The following is a 20,197-nucleotide window of genomic DNA, read 5'->3' as shown; positions in this document are numbered from 1 at the left end:
GACGTTCTCTTTCGTCATCCTGTGTCGGAATGATTGCATGGTCGGCAAAGGCGGTCCGGATGAATTTCACGGGAAGCACCGCGGGCCGTCGCCTTTCCGCGCAACTGGCGGCTGTGCGGACGAGGCGGAGCCTTCCGACCGCGAGGTCATGGTCGGATGGCCGCGGAGTTCCCTCACACTACCCCCTCTACGACGTTTCATCGTTGGGGAGAAAAAATCCGAAAAGAACAGGAAGAGTCGGGACAGCCGGTATCTTTCACGTTCGTTTTCGTTCGACGGATCCCGGCGTGAAACCCACAGCTCACCCAGGAGGCCGGGGACGCGGATTCGAGGGCGCGGCGACAGATGCAATCCGCCGTTCGAATATCTCCAGAGACGTTCCGCGTGCAGCCGCGTTCAGGTAAGGTCACTATTGTGTTCGACTCGCCGCATAAAAGGCGAAAAGTCGGACACAGGGCTCAACGGGGACGATAGGCAGCCCGACACCGGAGGGTTCCCGGATTGATCCGGTGTCACCCTGTGTCTGTCCATGGTCCGGATGAGGCTCAGGCTCCGCCCCCCGGCCCCAGCGGGCACGAGGGGCCACCGGGTCCCGCTCCGCCACGCCACGGCGGCGCGGGACCCGCGTCGCCTCTGGCGGCACCCCGTCCGCGAGGCCGCCCCTCCCGCATGGCGCCGGATCACGCCCTCCTCGCCGCGCCTCAGCCGCGCTCCGTCTCGTAGGCGATGCCGACGATGACCCGGCCCCCCGTCGCGGCCGCGCGCAACGATCCTGGCGCCTCGTCCAGCAGGTCGAGGGCACGGGGGTCCCCCTCCGCGAAGATGAGTGTCGCCCCGGGGGCGGTGCCGCGCAGTTCCACGGTCAGCTCGTCCTTGGCGCGGTTCACCGGACTGTTGGGGCCGCGGAAGGCCTCGGGCTCGATCCAGCGCACCGCCCAGGCGGCCAGGCGCGCCCCCGGCGGCATCTTCGCGGCCGCGAACTCGCTGAGTCTCATTGCGCCCCCTGTCCTCCCGCGTCACCCTACGGGCCGTCATGCCAGGTCTGCCCAGGTCGCGCCGGGCTCACTCACCGCCGCGGCGGCCCGGCGGGCGGCAACGGCGCGGCAGCACCCCCACCGCCAGCACCGCCGCACCCCTCGGCGGTCGGCACACCCCGAACGCTCCACTACGCTGAGCGATCACAATAAATGCCGTATACCCGGACACGAGCCCCAGATTTCCCATTAGCGCGAATGGAAATCACCGCCCTGCGCTGGCCCGATGCGGCCAGTGCCGATAATCAAATATTTGCTTTTGCCGAACACCTGCGCAAACAGACCCGGCACTACCGAGCGTTATTATCGACTTACTATAAAAAACTTCCCTCGGCCGCAATTCCGCTATATGTTTTCGGTACTTCGACGGCAATCCGGAGCGCCGTTCGAGGTGGCGCGGAACCGATCCGGACGGTCTCGCGGCGCCCTGCCGGCCGGCCAACCGGCTGGGCAACCAATCCTATTCGTCGCTTTTTTTAGATCATTGGGGAATGATCATGGCGATCATGTCGGCCACCACTCCCGCCAAGCTGTCCTCGGGGGCGGCAGCGGCGATCCTCACCGCGGGCCTGCTGGCCGCGGGCGTCGCCGCGGCGGCTCCCGCCGAGGCCGCCTGCTACGGCTACGTCGACGCAGGTTACAACTACTCCTACGCCGAAGGCTACGTGGACACGTGCGCCTCGTACAACTACGTCCGCTCCTACGCCCAGCACGGCAACGTCGCCGCCCTGTCGGCCTGGTACACGGGATCGTCCTGGGCGTTCGCGGACGCCGGCGTCTCCACGAGTTACAGCGCCTGGAACCAGTGGAGCTAGCTGACCGGTGACGGGTGACCGGCCATGGCCATTTCCGATTCCGAGCCGCGTGGGAAGGCGTGGATTCCGAATTGGACGGCCGTGGCCGGCATTCGATGGCCCACACACGCCTGCCATCGATGCCGGCATGGAATCGGAGTTGAGAATGCGGATTGCCAGACCGCGCCGGACGAAATCCCGGATCGCCGCCCTGGCTGCGACCGCCGCGCTGCTGTCGGGCTGCTCGGGAGTCGGGCAGGAGGGCCAGCGGACCGAGGGGGAGGAGGGCCCCGGCTCGACCATGGACCTCACGCTCGTGGAGCAGTTCGAGCAGGCGCGGGCGTCGGCCACCTCGGACTTCGAGCGCGAGGTCTTCGACCGCGCGATCGAGAACGGCGAGATCAGCGCCGACGACTACGAGGAGGCGTTCAGCCGGTACCGGCAGTGCGCGCAGGACGCCGGCCTGGAGGAGTCCTACGAGCGGCAGCCGGACGGCATCTACCAGATCCAGCCCTCGCCGTTCGAGGACGACACCGCCAGCCAGCGCTACCAGGACCTCAGCATCGAGTGCGCCGACGGCACCACCATGCGGATCGAGGCCCTGTACCGGACCCAGATCAGCAACCCCGACCTGCTGGAGGACGGCCGCGAGGTCACCCTCCAGTGCCTGGTCGAGGCGGGCCTGGTCCCCGCGGACTACACCGTGGAGCAGCTGCACGAGGACTTCCAGAACGGGTTCGAGGACGCCCCCTTCGATCCCATGGACGCGACCGCCCAGGACTGCCTGGTCCGCGGCGGGTACAACGTCGAGATCCAGGACGAGTCCTCGTGACCGGCGCTACGCGGCGGCCGGACCCCGGGTCGGGCCGCGTCCGCCGGGCTGCGCGGGGAGGGGCAGCGTGAGGGGCGGGGTGCGCGTGCAGTCACCGGGCACCGCCCTGCTCGCCGGCCTGCTCCTGCTGACCGGCGGCGGAACGGCCGGCTTCCTGCTGCGCCCCGCCGATCCGCCCACCGGGCTGGCCGAAGCGGACGAACCGACCTCCGCGCCCGTGAGCGTGGAGGAGTTCGCCGACGAGCGGACCGTCGAGGTCGAGTTCGAGATCCCCGAGGCCCTGGCCCTGGAGGTCGGCTTCGCCGGCCGGGTCACCTCGACGCGCTGCGAGGTCGGGGCCGAGATCCGGTCCGGCCAGGTCGCGGCACGGATCGACAACACGCCGCTCGTGGCGCTGGCGACGTCGGTCCCGCTCTACCGCGACCTCGGACGCGGCGACCGGGGCCGCGATGTCCGGGCGCTGCAGACCGCGCTCTCGCGGCTCGGCTACGAGGCCGCGGCCGACGGGACCTACGGCTGGCAGACGGCGGCGGCCGTCCGGGAGCTGCAGGACGACGCCGGGATCCGCGAGCCGGACGGCGCGATCGACGTCGACCGGTTCATGTGGCTGCCGACCGACGCGGTCACGCTGGAGAGCTGCGAGGCCGTGCTGGGCCGCAACGTCACCGCGGGCGAGGCCTTCGGGACCGTGTCCAACCAGCTCACCGCCGTCAGCGTCGCCTCGATGCCCGGCGGCGCGGTACCGGGCGAGCGGACCATGGACGTGCTCGGCGTCTCCGGCCCGATGGACGAGGACGGCCGGGTGAGTGACCCGGAGTTCCTGGCGGAGCTCGCGGCGACCTCCGCCTTCCAGGAGGTCACCGCGAGCGAGGACGCCGACCCGGTGACCGCTGAGATCCGGCTCGCCTCCCCGCTGCGGACGCTGAAGGTGCCGCCCGCGGCGGTCTTCGCCATCGAGGGCCGCAGCGGGTGCGTGGAGTCCGGCGACGACGCCTACCCGGTGGAGATCGTCGGCTCCAACCTCGGGGCGTCCCTCATCGAACTGGAGGGCGATCCGCCGGCCGAGGTGGACCTCGGCCCGGCGATCACGGCGCAGTCATGCGGTCGGGAACCATGACAGAGGCGCCGAAACTGGTCCGGGCGACCGGGCTCGGGCACCGCTTCGCGGGCACCGACGACCTGTTCGGCGGCCTGGACTTCACGCTGCTGCCCGGGGAGATCGTCGGCATCTGCGGTCCCTCCGGCTGCGGGAAGTCGACGCTGCTGTCCATTCTCGCCGGATGGCTGGAGCCGGTCGCCGGACGGATCGAGAAGGTCGGCATCGAGCGCACGGGGTGGGTGTTCCAGAACCCCTACGGGGTGCCCGCCCGCACGGCCGTGGACCACGTGGCCCTGCCGCTGCTGGCCCGGGGCCTCACCCGTGACGACGCCGAGCGGCGCGCACGCGAGGTCATGGCGATGTTCAACCTGTCCGGGGTGGTCCACCAGCCGTTCCGGGAGCTGTCCGGCGGGGAGGCCCAGCGGCTGATGCTGGCCCGCTCCGTGTGCTCGGCCCCCGACCTGCTGCTCGTGGACGAGCCGACCGCGCAGCTGGACCTGCGGACCGCGGCGACGGTGAACGAGACGCTGGGGGCGATCGCGCAGGAGGGCACGATCGTGGTGGTCGCCACCCACGACCCGCACACGCGGGCCGCCTGCGGCCGGGTCATCGACATGGCGCACTACGCGGTGCGCGATCGGACGGCGCCATGAGGTGGAGATCCGTGCTCTCCGAGGCGGTGCGCAACGTCGCCTCGGGCACCACGCGGGCGGCGGTCTTCGCGCTCGCCCTGGCCGTCATCGGCGGCGGCCTGGCGGTCGCCGACGCGCGGTCCATCGTCGCCCTAGAGCGGCGGGCGGTGGAGTTCGTCGAGTCGGGGGCGTCGGTACGCACCCTCAACGCCGAGGGGATGACCGACGGCCGGTCGTGCGACCGGCTCGGCGAGGTGGCGGGCGTCCGCGGAGCAGGGGCCCTGGTGCCCGCCGATCCGGTGGTCCTGGAGGCCATGTTCGCCAACCCCATCCCCGCCTACGAGGTCACCCCCGGACTTGCCGACGTCCTGCGGGTGCGCGCGGTCTCCGCGGAGGGGGTGTGGCTGCCGGCCGACCTCGCGCGCACCCTCGGCGTGCGCGCGGGCGAGACCCTGGCGACCACGGCGGGCCCGCTCACCGTCGCCGGCACCTACCCCTACCCACAGGACGGGCGGGACGGCCGGCTGCGCCACGCGGTGCTGGTGCCGCGGCCGGCGGCGGGGACGTTCGACGAGTGCTGGGCGGAGGTCTGGCCGCTGTCGGAGTCGGCGGACGCGCTCGTCTACGCCGCCGCGGCGGTGCGGCCGGGGACCACGTCGAACATGACCCTCGGCCGGCTGAACAACCGGTTCGGCGCCTCGTTCGACGGCGTCGGCGAGTTCACCGGCCGGGCCACCCGGTACGGGCTGCCGGCCTGCGCCCTCGCCGGGCTGGTGCTCGGCTTCGTCGCGGTCCGGCTGCGCCGCCTGGAGTACGCCGGGGCCCTGCACGTGGGGGTCTCCCGCCGGGCGCTGCTGGGGAGCACGGTGGTCGAGACGGCGGCGTGGTCGCTCGCGGCTCTCGCCCTGAGCGCCGGGGCGCTGGCCCTCACCGTCACGGTGGGCAATCCGGCGGACCGGCTGGAGGTGTACCTCATCGACATCCGCGGCCCGCTGGCCGCGGTGTGCGCCGCGCAGGTCGGGGCGGTCGCCGCGCTGCTGCTGGTCCGGGAGAAGCACCTGTTCGGCTACTTCAAGAACCGCTGACGGGAGAGGGGCGCCGGCGTCGGGGACCGGTCGGTTCCGGACGCCGGCGCTGGCGCCGCCACCCCCGCGGGGCGGCAGCCGTGCGGGGACCTGGGCGCGGCGGACCCCGGGATCCCGGGGTCCGCCGCGCTGCGACCGTCGTGGGCGTCTGGCGGTCTCCCCGCATGACGCCCTTGGACGACCGGCTCGCGCGGTACCCGCCGCGGGCGCCGCGCTCTCACATAGTGTCGAGGGTCTCGAACCACAGGGCGCCGCCCACCAGCAACCAGTAGGCGAAGTACGCCGCACCGCTCAGGACGGCCACTCCGAAGAGGATCCAGGAGATCAGCGTGCAGGTGCGCGCGGAGGAGGGGTTGCTGGCCGTCTGGCTCAGGGCGACGATCGCCAGGATCAGGCCGGGCGCCGCGAACACCCAGCAGAGGCAGAGGGCGAGGATGTTGGCGATCAGGGCGCCGACGGCGCTCCCGGTGCTCGCGGGCGGTTCGGACGAGCCGCCGTAGGGCCCGCTCTGGAACCAGCCTCCCGGTGGAGGGGGCGGCGGGGGCGGAGGCGGAGGAGGCCCCCAGCCCCCCGGACTCTGCGGCGGAGGTCCGGGATAGCTCATGTCGCACACTCCTGCTCTTCGGCGCGGAACAGCCCGCGCGTCGCCTTCGACGCCCGCGGCGGTCCCGGGGTTCCCGCGGAGCGGGGCGCGCGCCGGCGACGGCGACGGTTGCCGCCGGGGCTCAGACTAGAACGCCGGCCAGCGCCGCGCCGCCGCCGACGGCCAATCCGTAGCCCGGGATCGCCAGCAGCGGCCACGGCACCGGAGCCGGGACGAGCACCCTGACGTGGAAGGCCCGGTCCGTGTACTCGGGCATCCCCTCGGTGCCCGGCAGCACGAACAGCCGGGATCGGGGCGTGCAGAACAGCCACCAGTCGAGGATCACGAGGTCGGCCGCCGCCAGGGTCGCGAAGAGGACGCTGCCGAACACGAAGCCGTCCCAGAAGCCCGGGAGGGCGCCGGTGTGGTGCGCCAGGGAGAGCATCCCCAGCAGTGGGGTGGCCACCAGGAGCAGCGCCGTTCCGGCACTCGTCCACCGCGCGACGCGGCGCCCCCGTGCGCTCTGCGGACCGTACCGCTGCTGGATGGCCGGGGGATAGCCGTGCAGGAGGGCGTCGCGGGCGACGAGCTGCCCGGTGAGGACGAGCGCCACGAAAGCGCCGCCGAACCCGAGCGCGTACAGCAGGGTCAGTGACCAGAACACGTCCGACATGAAGTAAGGATAGCCTCACCTCACCGTGTCCGGCGAGGCCCGGACCCGCCCGCGGAAGGGAGCGTCCGGAGTCACCGGTACGGTTCCGTGCACGCCCGCCCGGGCCCGCGGCGTCGGGGGCGGGGACGGCACGTGGGTCAGGAGGAACGTCGAGCATGACCGATCGCACCCGGAACGGCGCCCCGAGCGGGCCCGCACGGCGCGGGCGGAGGACGGCCGGCGGCCTGGCGGCGACGGTCACGGCCGCGGTCGCCGTCGCCGCGCTGCTGGCCGCCGACGCCGGTCCCCCCGCGGGTACGCGCTGCGACCGCATCGATCCGCCGCCGACGGCGGACGCTGACGGCGGTTTCACCGCGGTCGCCGCGGGCGGGCCGCGGCACGTCTGGGCCTTCGGAACCTTCTATCCGGCCGGGACCGACCCGTACGGCGGCGACGCGAATCCCGTCCCGCGCGGCCTGCGCTGGGACGGCCAGACGTGGCACGAGCTCGACCTCCCCGCCTCGTGGCCGGACGCGACGCTGGCCGCCGCCGCTTCCGGCCCCGACGACCTGTGGGTCGTCGGCGAGGAGGCCGCGGATGTGGAGCGGGCCGAGTGGTTCGTCGCAGATCCGGCCGAGTACACGGCGATGCACCACGACGGCTCGCGGTGGCGCCGGTACGTCCTGACCGACCTGCTGGACCCCGCCCTGCACTCCGGGGAGGGCGCCGAGCCGCGCATCGTGACCGACCTGGAGGTCATCGCCCCCGACGACGTGTGGCTGGTCGCCGAGGTGGGCACGCAGGTGTGGTCGCGCGGCCCCGGGGCGACGCGGCACGTGCTGCACTTCGACGGAGCGGGCTGGAGCCGGGCGGCGCTCCCGCCGACCGGATACGAACTCGCCGCCCTCGGCCCCGACAACGTGATCGCGGTGGGCACCGACGGCCGCCAGCTCACCGCCGAGCGGTGGGACGGCGCGGTCTGGCGGCCGATGCCGGTACCGGAGCAGCCGCTCCCCACCGGCACCGGCGGCCGCGACCGGTACGAGTTCACCGGCGTGCACGCCGAGGCCCCCGACGACGTCTGGGCGGTCGGGCGGCTGGTCAACTCCGACGGGCTCTCCTCGGTGCGCGGAGCGGTCCTCGCGCACTGGGACGGCACCGCGTGGCAGGTGGCCCTCGACGACCCGGACCGCTCCTACCTCAGCGTGACCGGCGACGGCGCCGGCGGCCTGTGGATCACCCGGGGTGCCGGCGGGATACTCCCGGAGCCTCCGGCCATCGACGGCGACCTCCTGCACCGCGGTCCCGGCGGTGCCATGACGCCCTACGACGTGGACGCCGCGGCGCCGCCGGACCGGGTCTACCACGACGCCGCCCCCAACCCGCTGGAGCGCACGTCGGTGGTCCGGGTGCCCGGGACCACCGACCTGGTGGTGGCCGGGACACTCACCGAGACCTCCGACGGCGACCCCGTCACCCAGCACGGCGCCGTCCGCCTCTGCACCTGGTGACGCGGCACGTTCGGCGCCCACCGCGCGCGCCCCGCGCCGGGCGGGGCGCCACAGGGCCATACTTCCGATGGCGCCCGCCCCCGAGCCCCTCACGTCGCGGGCCGGGCGCACGTCCTTTCGCCCCTGCGGTCGACCCGGCTCCCGAAGCCGAGGGTAAGGTAGTTTTCACTACGGAAGAAGGTCAAGGAAGTTGTGACTACGACACCCGGTTCCACCGAACCGCCGCTCCACGAACGTGTCGCGGCGCTGACCTCCGAACTCTCCACCAGTGAGCGGCGCGTCGCCGAGTACATGGCGGAGAACCCGGCCGAGGTCGTGGCCGCGTCGGCCATCGAACTCGGCCGGCGGACCAGCACCAGCGACGCCACCGTCGTGCGCACGACCAAGGCGCTGGGGTACGCCGGCCTGAAGGAGCTCAAGCGAGAGTTACTCGGAGCCCTGACCCGGCAGCGCGACCTCGCCGCGACCCTCGACGACCGCCTGGACCGGCTCCCCGGCGCCGAATCGCACTACGCCCGCGTCCTCGACGACACCGTGGGGCTGCTGGAGCACATGCGGCGCCGCCTCCGCTCGCAGGACTGGGACCGCGCGGTCGACGTGCTGCGCTCCGCCGAGCGCGTGCTGGCCTTCGGGCTGGGGCCGGCCGGCCTGCTCGCCGAGCACCTGAGCCTCAACCTCACCCGCATCGGCGTCGACGCGGTGAGCAGCACCCTCGCCGGCTTCCGGGCCGCCGACGCCCTGGTCAACCTGCGGCCGGGCGACGCGGTCGTCGTGTTCGCCCCGATCCGGCAGTTCCGGGAGACCGGCGTGGTGCTGGACCACGCCGAGCGGGTCGGCGCCCGGACCGTGCTGGTCACCGAGTCCCTGGGCACGGCGCTGGCCGGACGGGTGCACGTGGCCCTGACCACCCCGCAGTCCACCATCAGTACCGCGAGCGAACTGGTCGGCGGCCTCGTGATCAGCCACGCGCTCGTCCTGGCGCTCGCCGCGCACTCCCGGGCGGCCGCGGTGGAGCGGATGGAGCTGGTCAACCGGCTGCGCGCGGAGCTCGTGGGCAGCTCACTCGACATACTGCCGCTCGCCTCCCCCGGCGGCGGCGGGGCCGTCTGAGGGCCGGGGCCCACCACCTCGCGCCCGCCTGCCGAGTCAGAAGCGGAGATCGACATGCACTGCCTGGTCATCGGCGCCGGGGTCACGGGTGCGGCCGCGGCCGCGGCCCTCGCCCGCCGCGGCGTCGCCGTCACCCTCGTCGAGGCGGAGCCGCGGGCCGCGGCCGGGACCTCCGCAACCAGCTTCGCCTGGGTCAACGCCAACCGGAAGGTCCGCCCGGACTACCACGGCCTCAACGCCGCCGGCGTCGCGGCCCACCACGAGCTCGCCCGCCGGCACGGCCGCGCGGCGTCGTGGTTCCACCCCGCCGGACACCTGGAGTGGGCCGTGGACGCGGCGCACCGCGAAGAGCTGCGCGCGCGGGTCGAACGGCTGGCGGAGCGCGGCTACCCGGCGCGCTGGCTCACGCCCGCCGAGGCCCGCCGCCGCGAGCCGCACCTGCTGGTCCCGGCCGACGCCGACGTGGCGCTGTTCCCGCAGGAGGCGCACTGCGACCCCGCGGCGCTGGCCGAGGCCCTGCTGGCGGAGGCGGGGTCGCTCGGCGCGCGCGTGCGGTTCGGCGCGCGGGTGGCGGGGCTCGTCGAGCGGCCCGCCGGCGCCGCGGCGGTCCTGGAGTCGGGCGAGCGGCTGGACGCCGACCGGGTGGTGTGCTGCGCGGGCAACGGCACCGGGCGGCTTCTGGCCGCCATCGGTGCCTCCGTGCCGCTGGTCGAGCCGGCCCGCGGCAACGCGGCCGTGGGGTTCCTGGCGGTGAGCGCCGCCGCGGCGGCCGGCGTGCGCGGGGTCGTCACGACCGACCGGGTGAACCTGCGGCCGTGGCCCGGCGGCCGGCTGCTCGTCCAGGCCCTCGACCTCGACTCCGGCGCCGACCCCGGAGCGGAGCCGGAGGCGTCGCTCGCGGCGGTCTTCGAAGACCGGCTGGCCGCCGTGCTCGCCGGCGGCCCGGTCCCGAGGATCGAGTCCGTCCGCACCGGCCGGCGCGTCCTCCCCGCGGACGGCTTCACCGTCGCGGGCCCGCTGGAGGACCATCCGTCCGTGTACGTGCTGGCCACCCACAGCGGTGTCACCCTGGCGCCGCTCCTCGGGTCGCTCGCCGCGGACGAACTGGTCACCGGCGAGCCCGCCGCCGAACTGGCCGCCTTCCGCCCCGGCCGCTTCGCCGCCGAGGGCCCCTTCCCCCCGGTCACCGCGGCCCGCGAACCCGGGGAGCAGTGACGGCCGCTCCCCCGCGGACGGCACCGTCCCCGGGCCGCCAGCCGGGGCCATGCGGCGCCCCGGGCGGACGCCCGGGGTGGCCCGCGTCGTCGAACGGCCCCGCATGCTGCGGTCGCCACCGGTCCCGCATGGGCCCCGACCGTCATCGCGGGATCCCACCCGCCGACCTGGCGGCCTCGCGGACCGGACCGAACAAGCGCTCCCGGTCGCGGCGCGCCACCGCGACGCACTCACCTCCACGATGTCCGCGGGGGCGGCGCCGGCCGTGCCAGGCCGTCCGGACGGGCGGGCTCGGGCCGCCGCTGACGCGACGTCCCCGGAAACGCCGCCGCGCGGCGTGGTGGCCGCCGCCACCGGCGCCCGCCTCCGCTCCCAGCTCCGGCTGATGACGCCGGGCGCCGGCGCTCCCAGCCGAACCTCGTGCACGGGGCAGCGCCCCGGGTGCGGTGCCCGCCCCGCCCCGCCGGCGGTCCGGGGGCGCCCGCGCGGCACGCACGCACCGGGCCGCCGCGGCCCGCCGAACGCGGTGCGGCCGCCCCGAGCTCCGCGCCCGACGGCCGTCACCGGGATCCGGGCCTTGAGCGTCCGGCCCGAGCCGCGCTCCGCCGGCGCCGTGCCGGTGGGCCGTGCCGGAGACCGGGCGCACCGGCGGTGCCGGGCGCTCCGCCCCTCACGCCTTGGGCCACACCCCGGAGCTGCCGCGGCGGTGGCTGTCCACGAGGTGGGTGTCGACGATGCCGGTGGCCTCCATCAGCGCGAACATGGTGGTGGGGCCGGTGAACGCGAAGCCCTTGGCGCGCAGCGCCTTGGAGAGCGCGACCGACTCGGCGGAGCGGGTGGGGATGTCGGCCACCGTCCGCGGCTCCGGGGTCTCCTCCGGCTGGAACGACCACACGAACGCGGCCAGGCCGCCCTCGCGGCGCAGCGCCACGGTGGCCCGGGCGTTGGTGATGGTGGCGCGGATCTTCTTCTCGTTGCGCACGATCCCGGCGTCGGCCATGAGGCGCTCGACGTCGTCCTCGGTGTAGGCCGCCACGGTGTCGGGGGCGAAGCGGTGGAAGGCCGTGCGGAAGGCGGGGCGCTTGCGCAGGATGGTGGCCCACGACAGGCCGGCTTGGAACGCCTCCAGGCTGATGCGCTCGAACATGCCCTGCTCGTCGCGCACCGGCATGCCCCATTCGGTGTCGTAGTACGCGCGCAGCAGCGGGTCGGTCGCCGCCCACGGCGGGCGGGCGAGGCCGTCCTCGCACAGCACCGCGCCGGTCGCGGCGGGCGGTGCGGCGGGGGTCGCCTGGCTCTCGGCGGCGGTCATGTGCGGTTTCCTCCCTGCGGGGCGACGTCGGGGCGCCTGTCCGAGGGTAGACGCTCCGCGGCCCCGGGACGTGCGCCGCGGCCCGGGTCAGCCCCCGGCGGAGCGGCCGCAGCGCCGGCCTCCGGCGTCCCGTCATCGCCCCGCCGGGCGGAGAACACCGCGTGCCAGTGCTCGGCGATCTCCGCCATGTCGCGGCTGACCAGTTCGAAGAACCGCGTCATCTCGTCCAGCCGCCGTCCGGAGGGAGTCTCGGCTCCGAGGGCCTCGACCCCCTCCCGGGCGGCGGCCGCGGTGCGGGGGCCGCCGCCTCGACCGCCGCCGGTCACCTCCCGCCGCTCGGCGCCGCGTCCTCCTCGGCCGGACCCGTGCGCCGGGAGATGACGACGCGGCCGAGCCGCTTCGGGATCGCGTCGAAGGCCTCCGGCCCCGTGCCGAAGACCGACGCGAGGACGTGCCGCGGCATCGCGCTGAGCGAGTGGACGATCCCGATGTCGTCCCCCGGTTCGGGTGCGGAGGAGTTGAACACCACGAGGACTCGGAGGTCCTCGGTGTCGCTGGCGTTCTCGAAGTAGTGGAAGTGGCCCTGCGGGGCGAAGACCACGTCCCCCGTACCGGCCTCGAAGGCGGCCTGGGTCTGGTCGGGCCCGACGAAGGTCCAGCGGACGGTGCCGGAGATGACGTAGTTCACCTCCCAGGCGCTGGGGTGCCAGTGCGGTTCCCGGATGCCGCCAGGCCCCAGGGTGATGAGGTAGACGGCGGCCTGCTGGTCGACGAGGATCGGCCAGTTCGCGCCGTGCGCTCCCTGCAGCCGGCCGCCGTCGAAGGACCGCGCCTCGGACCGGGACAGCGGGAAGTTGTGCGGGACCGCCGGGTCGGCGTCGCGGCCCGGCACGACGGTCCCCGGCTGCGGGGTGCCGGTGGCCCGTCCGGCGTTCGGCGTGGGGCGGTGCCGGAAGCCCGAGTCCATGTCCGGCTGGACGCCGGGATCGCTGCGGTCGCGGTCGTCGGGCATTCCGGTGTCCCCCGCCTCTGTCGGCCGAACAGGAGCCGGTGCGCGGCCGGCCGCCGCTCACCGTCACCGGCCGCGTCCGGGGCCTGGCCCGCGCGGTCGGAGCAACATGCTGGCACGCCGCTCCACTCCCTCGAAGGAGGCGCGCGGGCCACCGCGGAACCGCGCGCCACCGGGGTGCGCACGCAGGCGCGTGGCCGTCGGGACGGCACGGCGCGGGGGCGCCTCGGACGCCCCGATCACCCGGGACGGCTCCGACGCGGTCCGCGTACCTGCGTGCGCACCCGGCCGGACCGGTGACCGAAAGGGCGCGTGGCGCCAGGCGGTCGATGCCTCGACGCGCCGGAGCAGCCGTTCCGACGGGGGGCGGCTGGCGGCGCCGAATTCCGGACGGCAGGAAGAGGGCAGGAAAGCAGGGCGCATTCCCACCACCCCACACCAAATGTCCGAAATATTGTTATTCATCGAAATGCGGCGCCCCCTCCCCGCACGGATCGCGAGCCAGGCGAGGCCGCCCCCCAGACACCTCTCCCCCGGCAACAGCGCCCATTTCCGTCCTCCCCTACCGCCGAAGAGGAGATTTCGACGGGGCCGAGCGCCCGGCGATCTCCGTTCCACCTGTCAACCACATCCCGTGGTCCGGCGTCCCATTGGCGCACCCCATATAAACCTGACCAAGAAAGAGAAAAATGTCTGAAATGTCGAAATCGACGGGTATTCGCGCCGCCCAGGCGCTCGCTGTCGGCGCCGTAGCGGCCTCCGCCCTCGCCATGGGCGCCCCGGCGGCCCTCGCGGACAGCACGTCCGAGTTCGGGACGATGAGCGTCGCGGACTGCACCGCGGCCGACCTGGAGGTCACCGAGCAGAGCCGCCAGGGCGCGGCCGGCACGGTGTACGTCGACCTCCTCATCGAGAAGCTGCCCCCGCGCACCCCCTACTCCGACGAAGCCTGTGTGATGTACGGCGAGCTGGCCCAGGTGTACTGGGGCGACTCCGAGGGCCACCGGATCGGCGCGTCCGCCGAGCAGGACAGCGTCACCACCGGGCCGTTCGCCCTCTTCCCCGGTGACCAGGCCGTGGTGACCATCGCCCGTCCCAACCCGGAGAACTACGACCCGGTGGAGTGCCAGCCGACCGAGGTCGCGGGCGCGCACCTGTTCTTCCTGAACGACGAGGGAGCGCAGTACGTCCCCACGGACGGCAGGGACCGCGTCTGCGCCAACCCCGAACTGGGCGCGTCGCGCGTCTCGGCGATCACCCCGGTCGGGGCCTGACGGCACTGACCGCACCACTCACCAGGACCGGCCGGGCGCGGCGCCCGTGGGCGCCGCGCCCGACCGGTCCGTGCTCCGATAAGCGGATGGCCGCACACCCCCTCAGTGGGGCGCCACCCCGTTCTGGTAGGCCCAGACCACGGTCTGCAGGCGGTCGCGGACGCCGATCTTGGCCATGGCCCGCCCCAGGTGCGACTTGACCGTGCTCGTCTCGATGAAGAGCCGCCGCGCGATCTCGGCGTTCGACAGCCCCTCGGCGAGCAGGCGGACGATGTCGACCTCCCGCGCGGTGAGACGGTCGAGGACCTCCGTGCTGCCGCGACGCGGTGACCTGCGCCGCGCGAACTCGGTGATCACCCGCCGGGTCACGGTGTGGTCGACCAGGCCGTGGCCCTTCGCGAGCCTGCGGACGGCGTCGATGAGGTCGTCGGGTTCGGTGTCCTTGAGGATGAAGCCGCTCGCACCGGCCTCCAGCGCCCCGAACACGTACTCGTCGAGGTCGAACGTCGTCACCACGAGCACGGCCGGCGGCGTCTCCTCGGCGGCGACGATCTCGCGGGTCGCGGCGAGACCGTCGCCGCCCGGCATCCGGACGTCCATGCAGATGACGTCCGGCTTCAGGCGGCGGGCGAGTTCGACCGCGGCGGGGCCGTTGGAGCCCTCGCCGACCACCTCGATGTCGCCGGCGAGCTCCAGGATGACGCGGAACCCGGCCCTGACGACGGACTGGTCGTCCACGAGGAGGACTCTGATCACGCCGCACCACCCGTCTCCGCGGTGAGGGAGCCGGCCGCCTTCGTGTCCTGGTCGACCGGAAGTTCGAGGGACACCCGCCAGCCGCCGGACTCCGTCGGCCCGGCGTCGAAGGCCGCCCCGATCAGCTGGGCCCGCTCCCGCATGCCGATCAGGCCGTGGCCGCGGGGGGCGCCAGAGGCCCGGGGGCCGTGTGCACCGGGCCCGGCGGGGCGGCTGCCGGGGCGGGGCTCGTTCGTCACCTCAAGCGCGACGGCGGACTCCCGGTAGCGGACCCCGACCCGCACGCGGGCACCCGGTGCGTGGTCCCGGGCGTTGGACAGCGCCTCCTGCGCGACCCGGTAGAAGGCGACGTCGGCGACCGGCGCGAGCTCGTACCGCTCCCCCTCGCACTCGGCCTCGACGTCCGCCCCGAGGTCGCGCTCCGTCTGGACCAGCCGGTCCAGGACGGCGAGTCCCGGCACCGGCGCGCCGTCCCCGCCCAGGTCGCGGCCTCCGCGGCCGACGGTACCGTTCGCGGCGGCACCGTCCGCCGGATCCCGCAGCGCCCCGACCACGAGGCGCAGGTTGTCCAGCGTCTCCTTGCCCTGCCCCCGGATCCACGCGGTGGCCTCCTTGGCGGCCCGCGGGTCCCGGTCGATCAGCCGCTCCACCGCCGCCGCCTGCACCACCATGCCGGAGAGGTGGTGCGCCGCGATGTCGTGCAGTTCGCGGGCCATCCGGGCGCGCTCGGCCCGGATCGCGGAGTCGGCCCGGTCCTGCTGGGCCCGCACCCGCTCGGCCGCGCTCACCTTCACCAACTCGACGTAGCGCCGGCGCGTCGCCATGTGGCCGCCGATCAGGGCCGCCGGCAGGTAGGTGAGCACGCTGGCGACGAACTGCAGCGTCCACAGCGCCAGGGGCCCGTCCCCCAGCGGGCTGCCGGCCACCTCCGCGGGCTGCTCCGGTGCGATCAGCCCCGTGAGGGTGCTGGCAGCCGCTCCCGCCACGATCCCCTCCACGACCGCGACAGCCGCGACGAAGCGCAGCATCGGAGGGCCGGCCAGCCGGGTCCCGCACGTGTAGGCGGCGATGAAGGGCGCCAGCCCCCGGAAGGACAGGCCGGTGGGGACGGCGGTGACGAGCGCGATCTGGGTCAGCGCCACGAGGACCAGGCAGAGGGCGGGGTTCGTGCGCCGGATGGCGAGCAGGAGCGACTGCGCGGCGGCCAGGACGCCGATCGCCGTCACCGACAGCGGCGTGAGCAGGAAGCCCTCCGCCTCGGCGATGCGCGGCAGCGGCACCAGGATGGCGGCCGAGCACAGGGCCACGACGCCGGCGAGGGCGCAGTCGCGGGCGAACTCGCCGGCGATCCCGACCCGGGTGAGCAGGCGGTCGAGGCGGCCCCCGAGCGGGGAGGGCCCCGCCTCGGGCAGCGCCCCGTCGGTGTCGGTCCGGACGTCCACGCTGTGGCCTTCCCTCCGCTGGGGCGTTCGCCCGCCCATGTCGTCACGTCATTCGAGAGCTGTGTGGTTGATATCAGGAAGTCGGGATCGGCGGAAATCGGTGCGGCGGTGGATGTCCACGACCAGGCTGACCGCCGCCGGGAGCACTCCGGCGACCCCGAGCCACTGCGCGGCCTGGATGACGCGGATCGCGGCCTCCGGCACGTCCTGGAGCCCCATGATCATGACGATGCTCCCCGCCCACCCCGCGAGGGCGAGCACGGCGCCGAGCGAGCAGAGGCGGGTCAGGACCCGGGCCACCCGGCCCGGACGGCGGTGGGCCGGCGCGGACAGGCACCGCCGGGCGATCGCGCCGATCGGCAGCGACAGCAGGCTGACCAGCAGGACCGAGACCGAGAACAGCAGGATGGGCAGGACGACAGCGGAGTCGTGGACCGGGTCGACGCGCGTCAGCGTGAACGCGGAGGCGTAGCCGATCTCCTGGACCTGGCCGCCGGCCACCCGCATGGTGACGATCCGCTGACCGCCCACCTCCTGCCAGACCCAGGGGGCGATCTCCTCGTAGACGGTCGGGTGCACGGTCTCCGGTCCGGGTGAGATGAGGATGGTCCCGTCGCCGCGGGCGGTCACGGTCGTCTGGTTCAGGGCCCTGGTGGCGGAGAGGAACGTGCTCTGCATCGACCGCGAGCTCTCGTAGCGCCCCTCGGCCATCGCGGCGTGCTCGGCCGCCGTCGACTCGACCTGGGCCTGCCCGCCCTCCGACGGGAAGTAGCGGTCGGCGAACCCGGACAGCAGGGAGCTGCGCAGGGTCAGGGAGTCCAAGGCCGCACTCCCGCCGCCGTTCAGCGTGACGAAGATCCCGGTCCGCTCCTCCGGGTAGATCTGCAGGTGGGAGTGGAAGTAGTTGGTGTCGCCGCCGTGGCCGATGATGCGGCGGCCGTTGCGGCTCTCGTCGAAGAACCCCAGGGTCATGCGCTGGCCGTCGGCGAGGGTGCCGAGGGTGTCGGAGGTGAGGGCGGGCTCGTGCATCAGGGCGAGCGTCTCGCGGTCGAGCAGCGCCTGCTCCGGGCCGGTTTCGCCCAGTTGCGCCTGCATGAAGCGCGCCATGTCGGTCGCGGACGCCGTGAGCGAGCCGGCGGGCGGGGTCCCGATGGTCTCGAAGGGCGCGGCGGGGTCGGAGTCGACGGCGTAGCCGTTCGACATCCGCTCCCGCAGGTCCTCCGGCAGCGGCTGCTCGAAGGTGGAGGACGCCATGCCGGTCCGGTCGAGGATGTTCTGCCGCACGTACTCCTCGAAGCGCGTCCCGCTGACGCGTTCGACGACGTACCCGGCGAGCATGTTGCCGTAGTTGGAGTACGCCGGAACCGTGCCGGGTTCGAAGATCTGCTCCGGCGGGTCAGCGGTGGCCGCCTCCCGCAGGTCCACGGTGCCGCCCTCGGAGCCGATGAGGCCGCCGATCCGCTCCTCGAAGCCGGCCGTGTGTGTCAGCAGGTGGCGGAGGGTGATGTCGCCCTCGAACCTGCGGGGCAGCTCGAAGTCGAGGTACTCGCTCACGTCGGCGTCGAGGTCGAGGTCCCCGCTCTCGACCAGCTGCATCACCGCCGTCGCGGTGAACAGCTTCGAGACCGACCCCACGCGGAACAGCGTCTCCTCCGGATCGACCGGCCGCGGCTCGCCGTCGCCGGTCCCGGTGTCGGAGTAGCCGTAGCCGCGCGCGGTGAGCACCTCGCCGTCGTGGACCACGGAGACCGCGCCGCCCGCGATACCGGCGTCTTCCAGCGCCGCCGGCATGAAGCCGTCCAACCAGGCGTTGACGTCGGCTTCGGTGAGGTCGCCGGCCGCCGCGGGCGCCGGGATCGGCGGGGCGGGCGCCCCCGCGGCGGCGGGGGCGCCGCAGCCGGTGATGGCCGCGGCGGCGAGGCCGGCCGCCACGAGCGCGGTGATCCGCGCTCCGATGCCGCGCCGGCTGCGGGACCCGCGCTGGGAGGGTCCTGGTCTCGCCGGTTCCACCCGGTCGGTCCGCGTGGCTTGGTCGTTGGTCGTCACGAACGTGCTCCTGCTCTTGGTGGGAGGCGCCGGGCGTTGGGTCGGCCTGTTTCAGGTGCCGCCCGGCGTCGCTCTCCGAGCATGCCGGGGAGCGCCGGGCCGGGGCATCGGGCACAGGTCGGCAACCGGATTGCGACCAAAGGAGGAGGCGGGTGCCGCCCCGGGCGGGAGGTCGGCGGCGCGACCAGCGCGGACGGCGGCGGCCGCCCGCCTCCGCCGCGCGGGGCGGCGTGCGCGCCCGGGGAGGCGGATGCGGGGAGGGAACCGGCGCGGGTGCGGCCGGATGCCGGACGTCGGCGCGTGCGCCGCTCCGGCCGTGCGCCGCTCCGCCGTGCGCCGCTGCGTACACGGCAGCCGCCCGGCGCGAGCCCCGCTGGGTGCGGCCGCCCCGGACCCGGTCCGGCCCCCGGACTCCGGCGGGGTGGCGGCGGCCGGGTGCGGAGGTGGCGCCCGGGCGCCGCCGCACATATAATGAACGAGCGTTCATCCAAAAACGGAAGGGAGAGCCGGGTGCCGAGGACCGAGAAGCAGAACGAGGCACTGCGCACCGCCACGCGCGAACGCCTGGCGGGCGCGGCGGTCCGGCTCTTCGTCCGCCGGGGCTACGCCGCGACCAGCGTGCGCGACATCGCCCGCGCCGCGGGGGTCAGCACCGGACTCATGTACCGCCACTACGCGACGAAGGAGGCCCTGTTCGCCGCACTGGTCACCCAGGGCGCCGAAGGGCTGGAGCGGCTGGTCGGCAGGTTCGGCGACGCCGAGTCCCCGCAGGCCGCGATCCGCGAGTTCAGCGCCGTCATGGTGGCCGACATCGCCGCCGACGACGGCGCCTCGGAGTTCTTCCAGCTCATGACGCAGGCGTTCTCGATGCCGGACCCGCCCGACGAAGTACGCGAGCTCGTCCGGCAGCACTACGCCGTGGTCGAGGCCGTCGTCGCGCTCGTCGAAGAGGGGCAGCGGCTCGGCCAGTTCCGGGCCGGGGACGCCCGGCAGCTGGCGACCTGCTACCTCGCGGCCGTCAGCGGGCTGGTCACTATGCGCCTCGCCTTGGGGCGCGATTTCGTCCCGCCCGGCGCGGACGTGCTGGCGGGCTTGCTGACAGGGAGGAATCCATGATCGAGGTCGTCCCGGCCGCGCGGCTCGGCGAGGGCTACCGGCGCCGGATCACCGAGGTGTTCGTCGGGGGCTTCGGCCCGGACTTCGCCTCTCTCTCGAAGGACCCCCGCCGGCTCGCCGACGCCTTCGAGCACATGCTCGTCCTGGACACGTTCCACGTGGGCCTCGTCGACGGCCGGCCCGCCGGGATCGCCGCGCTCACGGACGGCGTGCGGCCCTCCACCCGGCACAGCGCCGCGGAGCTCCGCCGGCACCTCGGCCTGGTGCGGGGCACCATCGCCGACCTCGCGTTCCGGTCGGAGTTCCAGGGCGGAGTGCCCGGCATCCGGCCCGGCGCCGCCTCCATCGAGTTCGTGGCGACCTCCCCCGACTACCAGGGCAGGGGCGTCGCCACGGCCGTCCTCGACCACCTGCTCGCGCTCCCCGGGTACACCGAGTACGTGCTGGCGGACGTCGCCGACACCAACACCGCCGCGCTGTCCCTCTACCGCAAGCTCGGCTTCACCGAGTACCGGCGCCGCAGGGTCCGCCACACCCGCTGGACGGGCATCCGCTACTACGTCTCCCTGCGGCTCGTGCGGGGCTGAGGCGGGAACCGCCCGCTCGGGGCGCGGACCGGCGCGCGGCGGTCGCGCGGAGCGGGCCACCCGCAGGCCCCGAGCCCGCCGGCGCGGTCCGGGCGGACCTCCCGGACG

At 74.3% G+C, this 20,197-nt stretch carries 20 protein-coding genes; 12 read left to right on the top strand and 8 right to left on the bottom strand.

Going from position 1 to position 20,197, the window contains the following annotated elements; all coding sequences use genetic code 11:
- Positions 1 to 701: 701 nt before the first annotated feature.
- Positions 702 to 995 carry a hypothetical protein gene (locus tag DEF28_RS01440; protein WP_114397220.1) on the bottom strand — a complete coding sequence of 98 codons (294 nt, stop codon included), beginning with the start codon at positions 993 to 995 and terminating at the stop codon, positions 702 to 704.
- Between the two features lie 237 nt (positions 996 to 1,232).
- Here DEF28_RS01440 and DEF28_RS27195 point away from each other — a divergent pair, with 237 nt between their 5' ends.
- From DEF28_RS27195 to DEF28_RS01415, 6 genes are all read left to right on the top strand, one after another.
- Positions 1,233 to 1,514 (top strand): hypothetical protein, encoded by a 282-nt coding sequence (locus tag DEF28_RS27195; protein WP_147280086.1) that lies wholly within the window; start codon positions 1,233 to 1,235, stop codon positions 1,512 to 1,514.
- Positions 1,515 to 1,525: 11 nt separating this feature from the next.
- Positions 1,526 to 1,849, top strand: coding sequence for a hypothetical protein (locus DEF28_RS01435; RefSeq protein WP_147280087.1), 324 nt, complete (start codon positions 1,526 to 1,528; stop codon positions 1,847 to 1,849).
- Between the two features lie 145 nt (positions 1,850 to 1,994).
- Positions 1,995 to 2,660, top strand: coding sequence for a hypothetical protein (locus tag DEF28_RS01430; RefSeq protein WP_114397222.1), 666 nt, complete (start codon positions 1,995 to 1,997; stop codon positions 2,658 to 2,660).
- Between the two features lie 67 nt (positions 2,661 to 2,727).
- Positions 2,728 to 3,777 (top strand): peptidoglycan-binding domain-containing protein, encoded by a 1,050-nt coding sequence (locus tag DEF28_RS01425; protein WP_233515025.1) that lies wholly within the window; start codon positions 2,728 to 2,730, stop codon positions 3,775 to 3,777.
- Positions 3,774 to 4,412, top strand: coding sequence for an ABC transporter ATP-binding protein (locus DEF28_RS01420; protein WP_114397224.1), 639 nt, complete (start codon positions 3,774 to 3,776; stop codon positions 4,410 to 4,412). The genes DEF28_RS01425 and DEF28_RS01420 overlap by 4 nt, the downstream gene beginning before the upstream one ends.
- Positions 4,409 to 5,476, top strand: a complete 1,068-nt coding sequence (locus tag DEF28_RS01415; RefSeq protein WP_114397225.1) for a hypothetical protein — start codon at positions 4,409 to 4,411, stop codon at positions 5,474 to 5,476. Before DEF28_RS01420 ends, DEF28_RS01415 begins: the two co-directional genes overlap by 4 nt.
- Positions 5,477 to 5,693: 217 nt before the next feature.
- On the opposite strand, the gene DEF28_RS01410 is transcribed toward DEF28_RS01415, so the two are convergent.
- Positions 5,694 to 6,080, bottom strand: coding sequence for a hypothetical protein (locus DEF28_RS01410; RefSeq protein WP_114397226.1), 387 nt, complete (start codon positions 6,078 to 6,080; stop codon positions 5,694 to 5,696).
- Between the two features lie 121 nt (positions 6,081 to 6,201).
- Positions 6,202 to 6,732: a hypothetical protein gene (locus tag DEF28_RS01405; RefSeq protein ID WP_114397227.1), complete on the bottom strand. Its 531-nt coding sequence runs from the start codon at positions 6,730 to 6,732 to the stop codon at positions 6,202 to 6,204.
- A gap of 155 nt (positions 6,733 to 6,887) precedes the next feature.
- Here DEF28_RS01405 and DEF28_RS01400 point away from each other — a divergent pair, with 155 nt between their 5' ends.
- From DEF28_RS01400 to DEF28_RS01390, 3 genes are all read left to right on the top strand, one after another.
- The gene (locus tag DEF28_RS01400) at positions 6,888 to 8,222 is read left to right on the top strand and encodes a hypothetical protein (protein WP_114397228.1); all 1,335 of its coding nucleotides are present in this window, start codon (positions 6,888 to 6,890) and stop codon (positions 8,220 to 8,222) included.
- A gap of 192 nt (positions 8,223 to 8,414) precedes the next feature.
- Positions 8,415 to 9,332 (top strand): MurR/RpiR family transcriptional regulator, encoded by a 918-nt coding sequence (locus DEF28_RS01395; protein WP_114397229.1) that lies wholly within the window; start codon positions 8,415 to 8,417, stop codon positions 9,330 to 9,332.
- Positions 9,333 to 9,386: 54 nt separating this feature from the next.
- Complete coding sequence (locus tag DEF28_RS01390; protein ID WP_114397230.1) at positions 9,387 to 10,547, top strand: NAD(P)/FAD-dependent oxidoreductase; 1,161 nt, start codon at positions 9,387 to 9,389, stop codon at positions 10,545 to 10,547.
- A 670-nt stretch (positions 10,548 to 11,217) separates the two neighbouring features.
- Here the strand turns inward: DEF28_RS01390 and DEF28_RS01385 are convergent.
- Both DEF28_RS01385 and DEF28_RS01375 read right to left on the bottom strand, forming a co-directional pair.
- Positions 11,218 to 11,859: a DNA-3-methyladenine glycosylase I gene (locus DEF28_RS01385; RefSeq protein WP_114397231.1), complete on the bottom strand. Its 642-nt coding sequence runs from the start codon at positions 11,857 to 11,859 to the stop codon at positions 11,218 to 11,220.
- A 322-nt stretch (positions 11,860 to 12,181) separates the two neighbouring features.
- Complete coding sequence (locus tag DEF28_RS01375) at positions 12,182 to 12,871, bottom strand: cupin domain-containing protein (RefSeq protein ID WP_199493089.1); 690 nt, start codon at positions 12,869 to 12,871, stop codon at positions 12,182 to 12,184.
- 695 nt (positions 12,872 to 13,566) lie between these two features.
- On the opposite strand from DEF28_RS01375, the gene DEF28_RS01370 reads away from it, so the two are divergent.
- Positions 13,567 to 14,142 (top strand): DUF4232 domain-containing protein, encoded by a 576-nt coding sequence (locus tag DEF28_RS01370; protein ID WP_233515024.1) that lies wholly within the window; start codon positions 13,567 to 13,569, stop codon positions 14,140 to 14,142.
- A gap of 102 nt (positions 14,143 to 14,244) precedes the next feature.
- On the opposite strand, the gene DEF28_RS01365 is transcribed toward DEF28_RS01370, so the two are convergent.
- From DEF28_RS01365 to DEF28_RS01355, 3 genes are read right to left on the bottom strand one after another with little or no spacing between them, the layout of a single operon-like run.
- Complete coding sequence (locus DEF28_RS01365) at positions 14,245 to 14,898, bottom strand: response regulator (RefSeq protein ID WP_114397234.1); 654 nt, start codon at positions 14,896 to 14,898, stop codon at positions 14,245 to 14,247.
- Positions 14,895 to 16,340: a sensor histidine kinase gene (locus DEF28_RS01360; RefSeq protein ID WP_158562740.1), complete on the bottom strand. Its 1,446-nt coding sequence runs from the start codon at positions 16,338 to 16,340 to the stop codon at positions 14,895 to 14,897. The genes DEF28_RS01365 and DEF28_RS01360 overlap by 4 nt, the downstream gene beginning before the upstream one ends.
- A 48-nt stretch (positions 16,341 to 16,388) precedes the next feature.
- Positions 16,389 to 18,386, bottom strand: coding sequence for a serine hydrolase domain-containing protein (locus tag DEF28_RS01355; protein ID WP_233515023.1), 1,998 nt, complete (start codon positions 18,384 to 18,386; stop codon positions 16,389 to 16,391).
- A gap of 510 nt (positions 18,387 to 18,896) precedes the next feature.
- Here DEF28_RS01355 and DEF28_RS01350 point away from each other — a divergent pair.
- Positions 18,897 to 19,502, top strand: coding sequence for a TetR/AcrR family transcriptional regulator (locus DEF28_RS01350; RefSeq protein WP_158562739.1), 606 nt, complete (start codon positions 18,897 to 18,899; stop codon positions 19,500 to 19,502).
- Positions 19,499 to 20,089, top strand: coding sequence for a GNAT family N-acetyltransferase (locus tag DEF28_RS01345; RefSeq protein ID WP_114397237.1), 591 nt, complete (start codon positions 19,499 to 19,501; stop codon positions 20,087 to 20,089). The genes DEF28_RS01350 and DEF28_RS01345 overlap by 4 nt, the downstream gene beginning before the upstream one ends.
- Positions 20,090 to 20,197 lie beyond the last annotated feature (108 nt).

This window comes from Marinitenerispora sediminis (genome assembly GCF_003336425.1).
Lineage (GTDB): Bacteria > Actinomycetota > Actinomycetes > Streptosporangiales > Streptosporangiaceae > Marinitenerispora > Marinitenerispora sediminis.
Note: the sequence above shows the minus strand (reverse complement) of the source record. Positions and strands in the feature narration are given on the sequence as shown.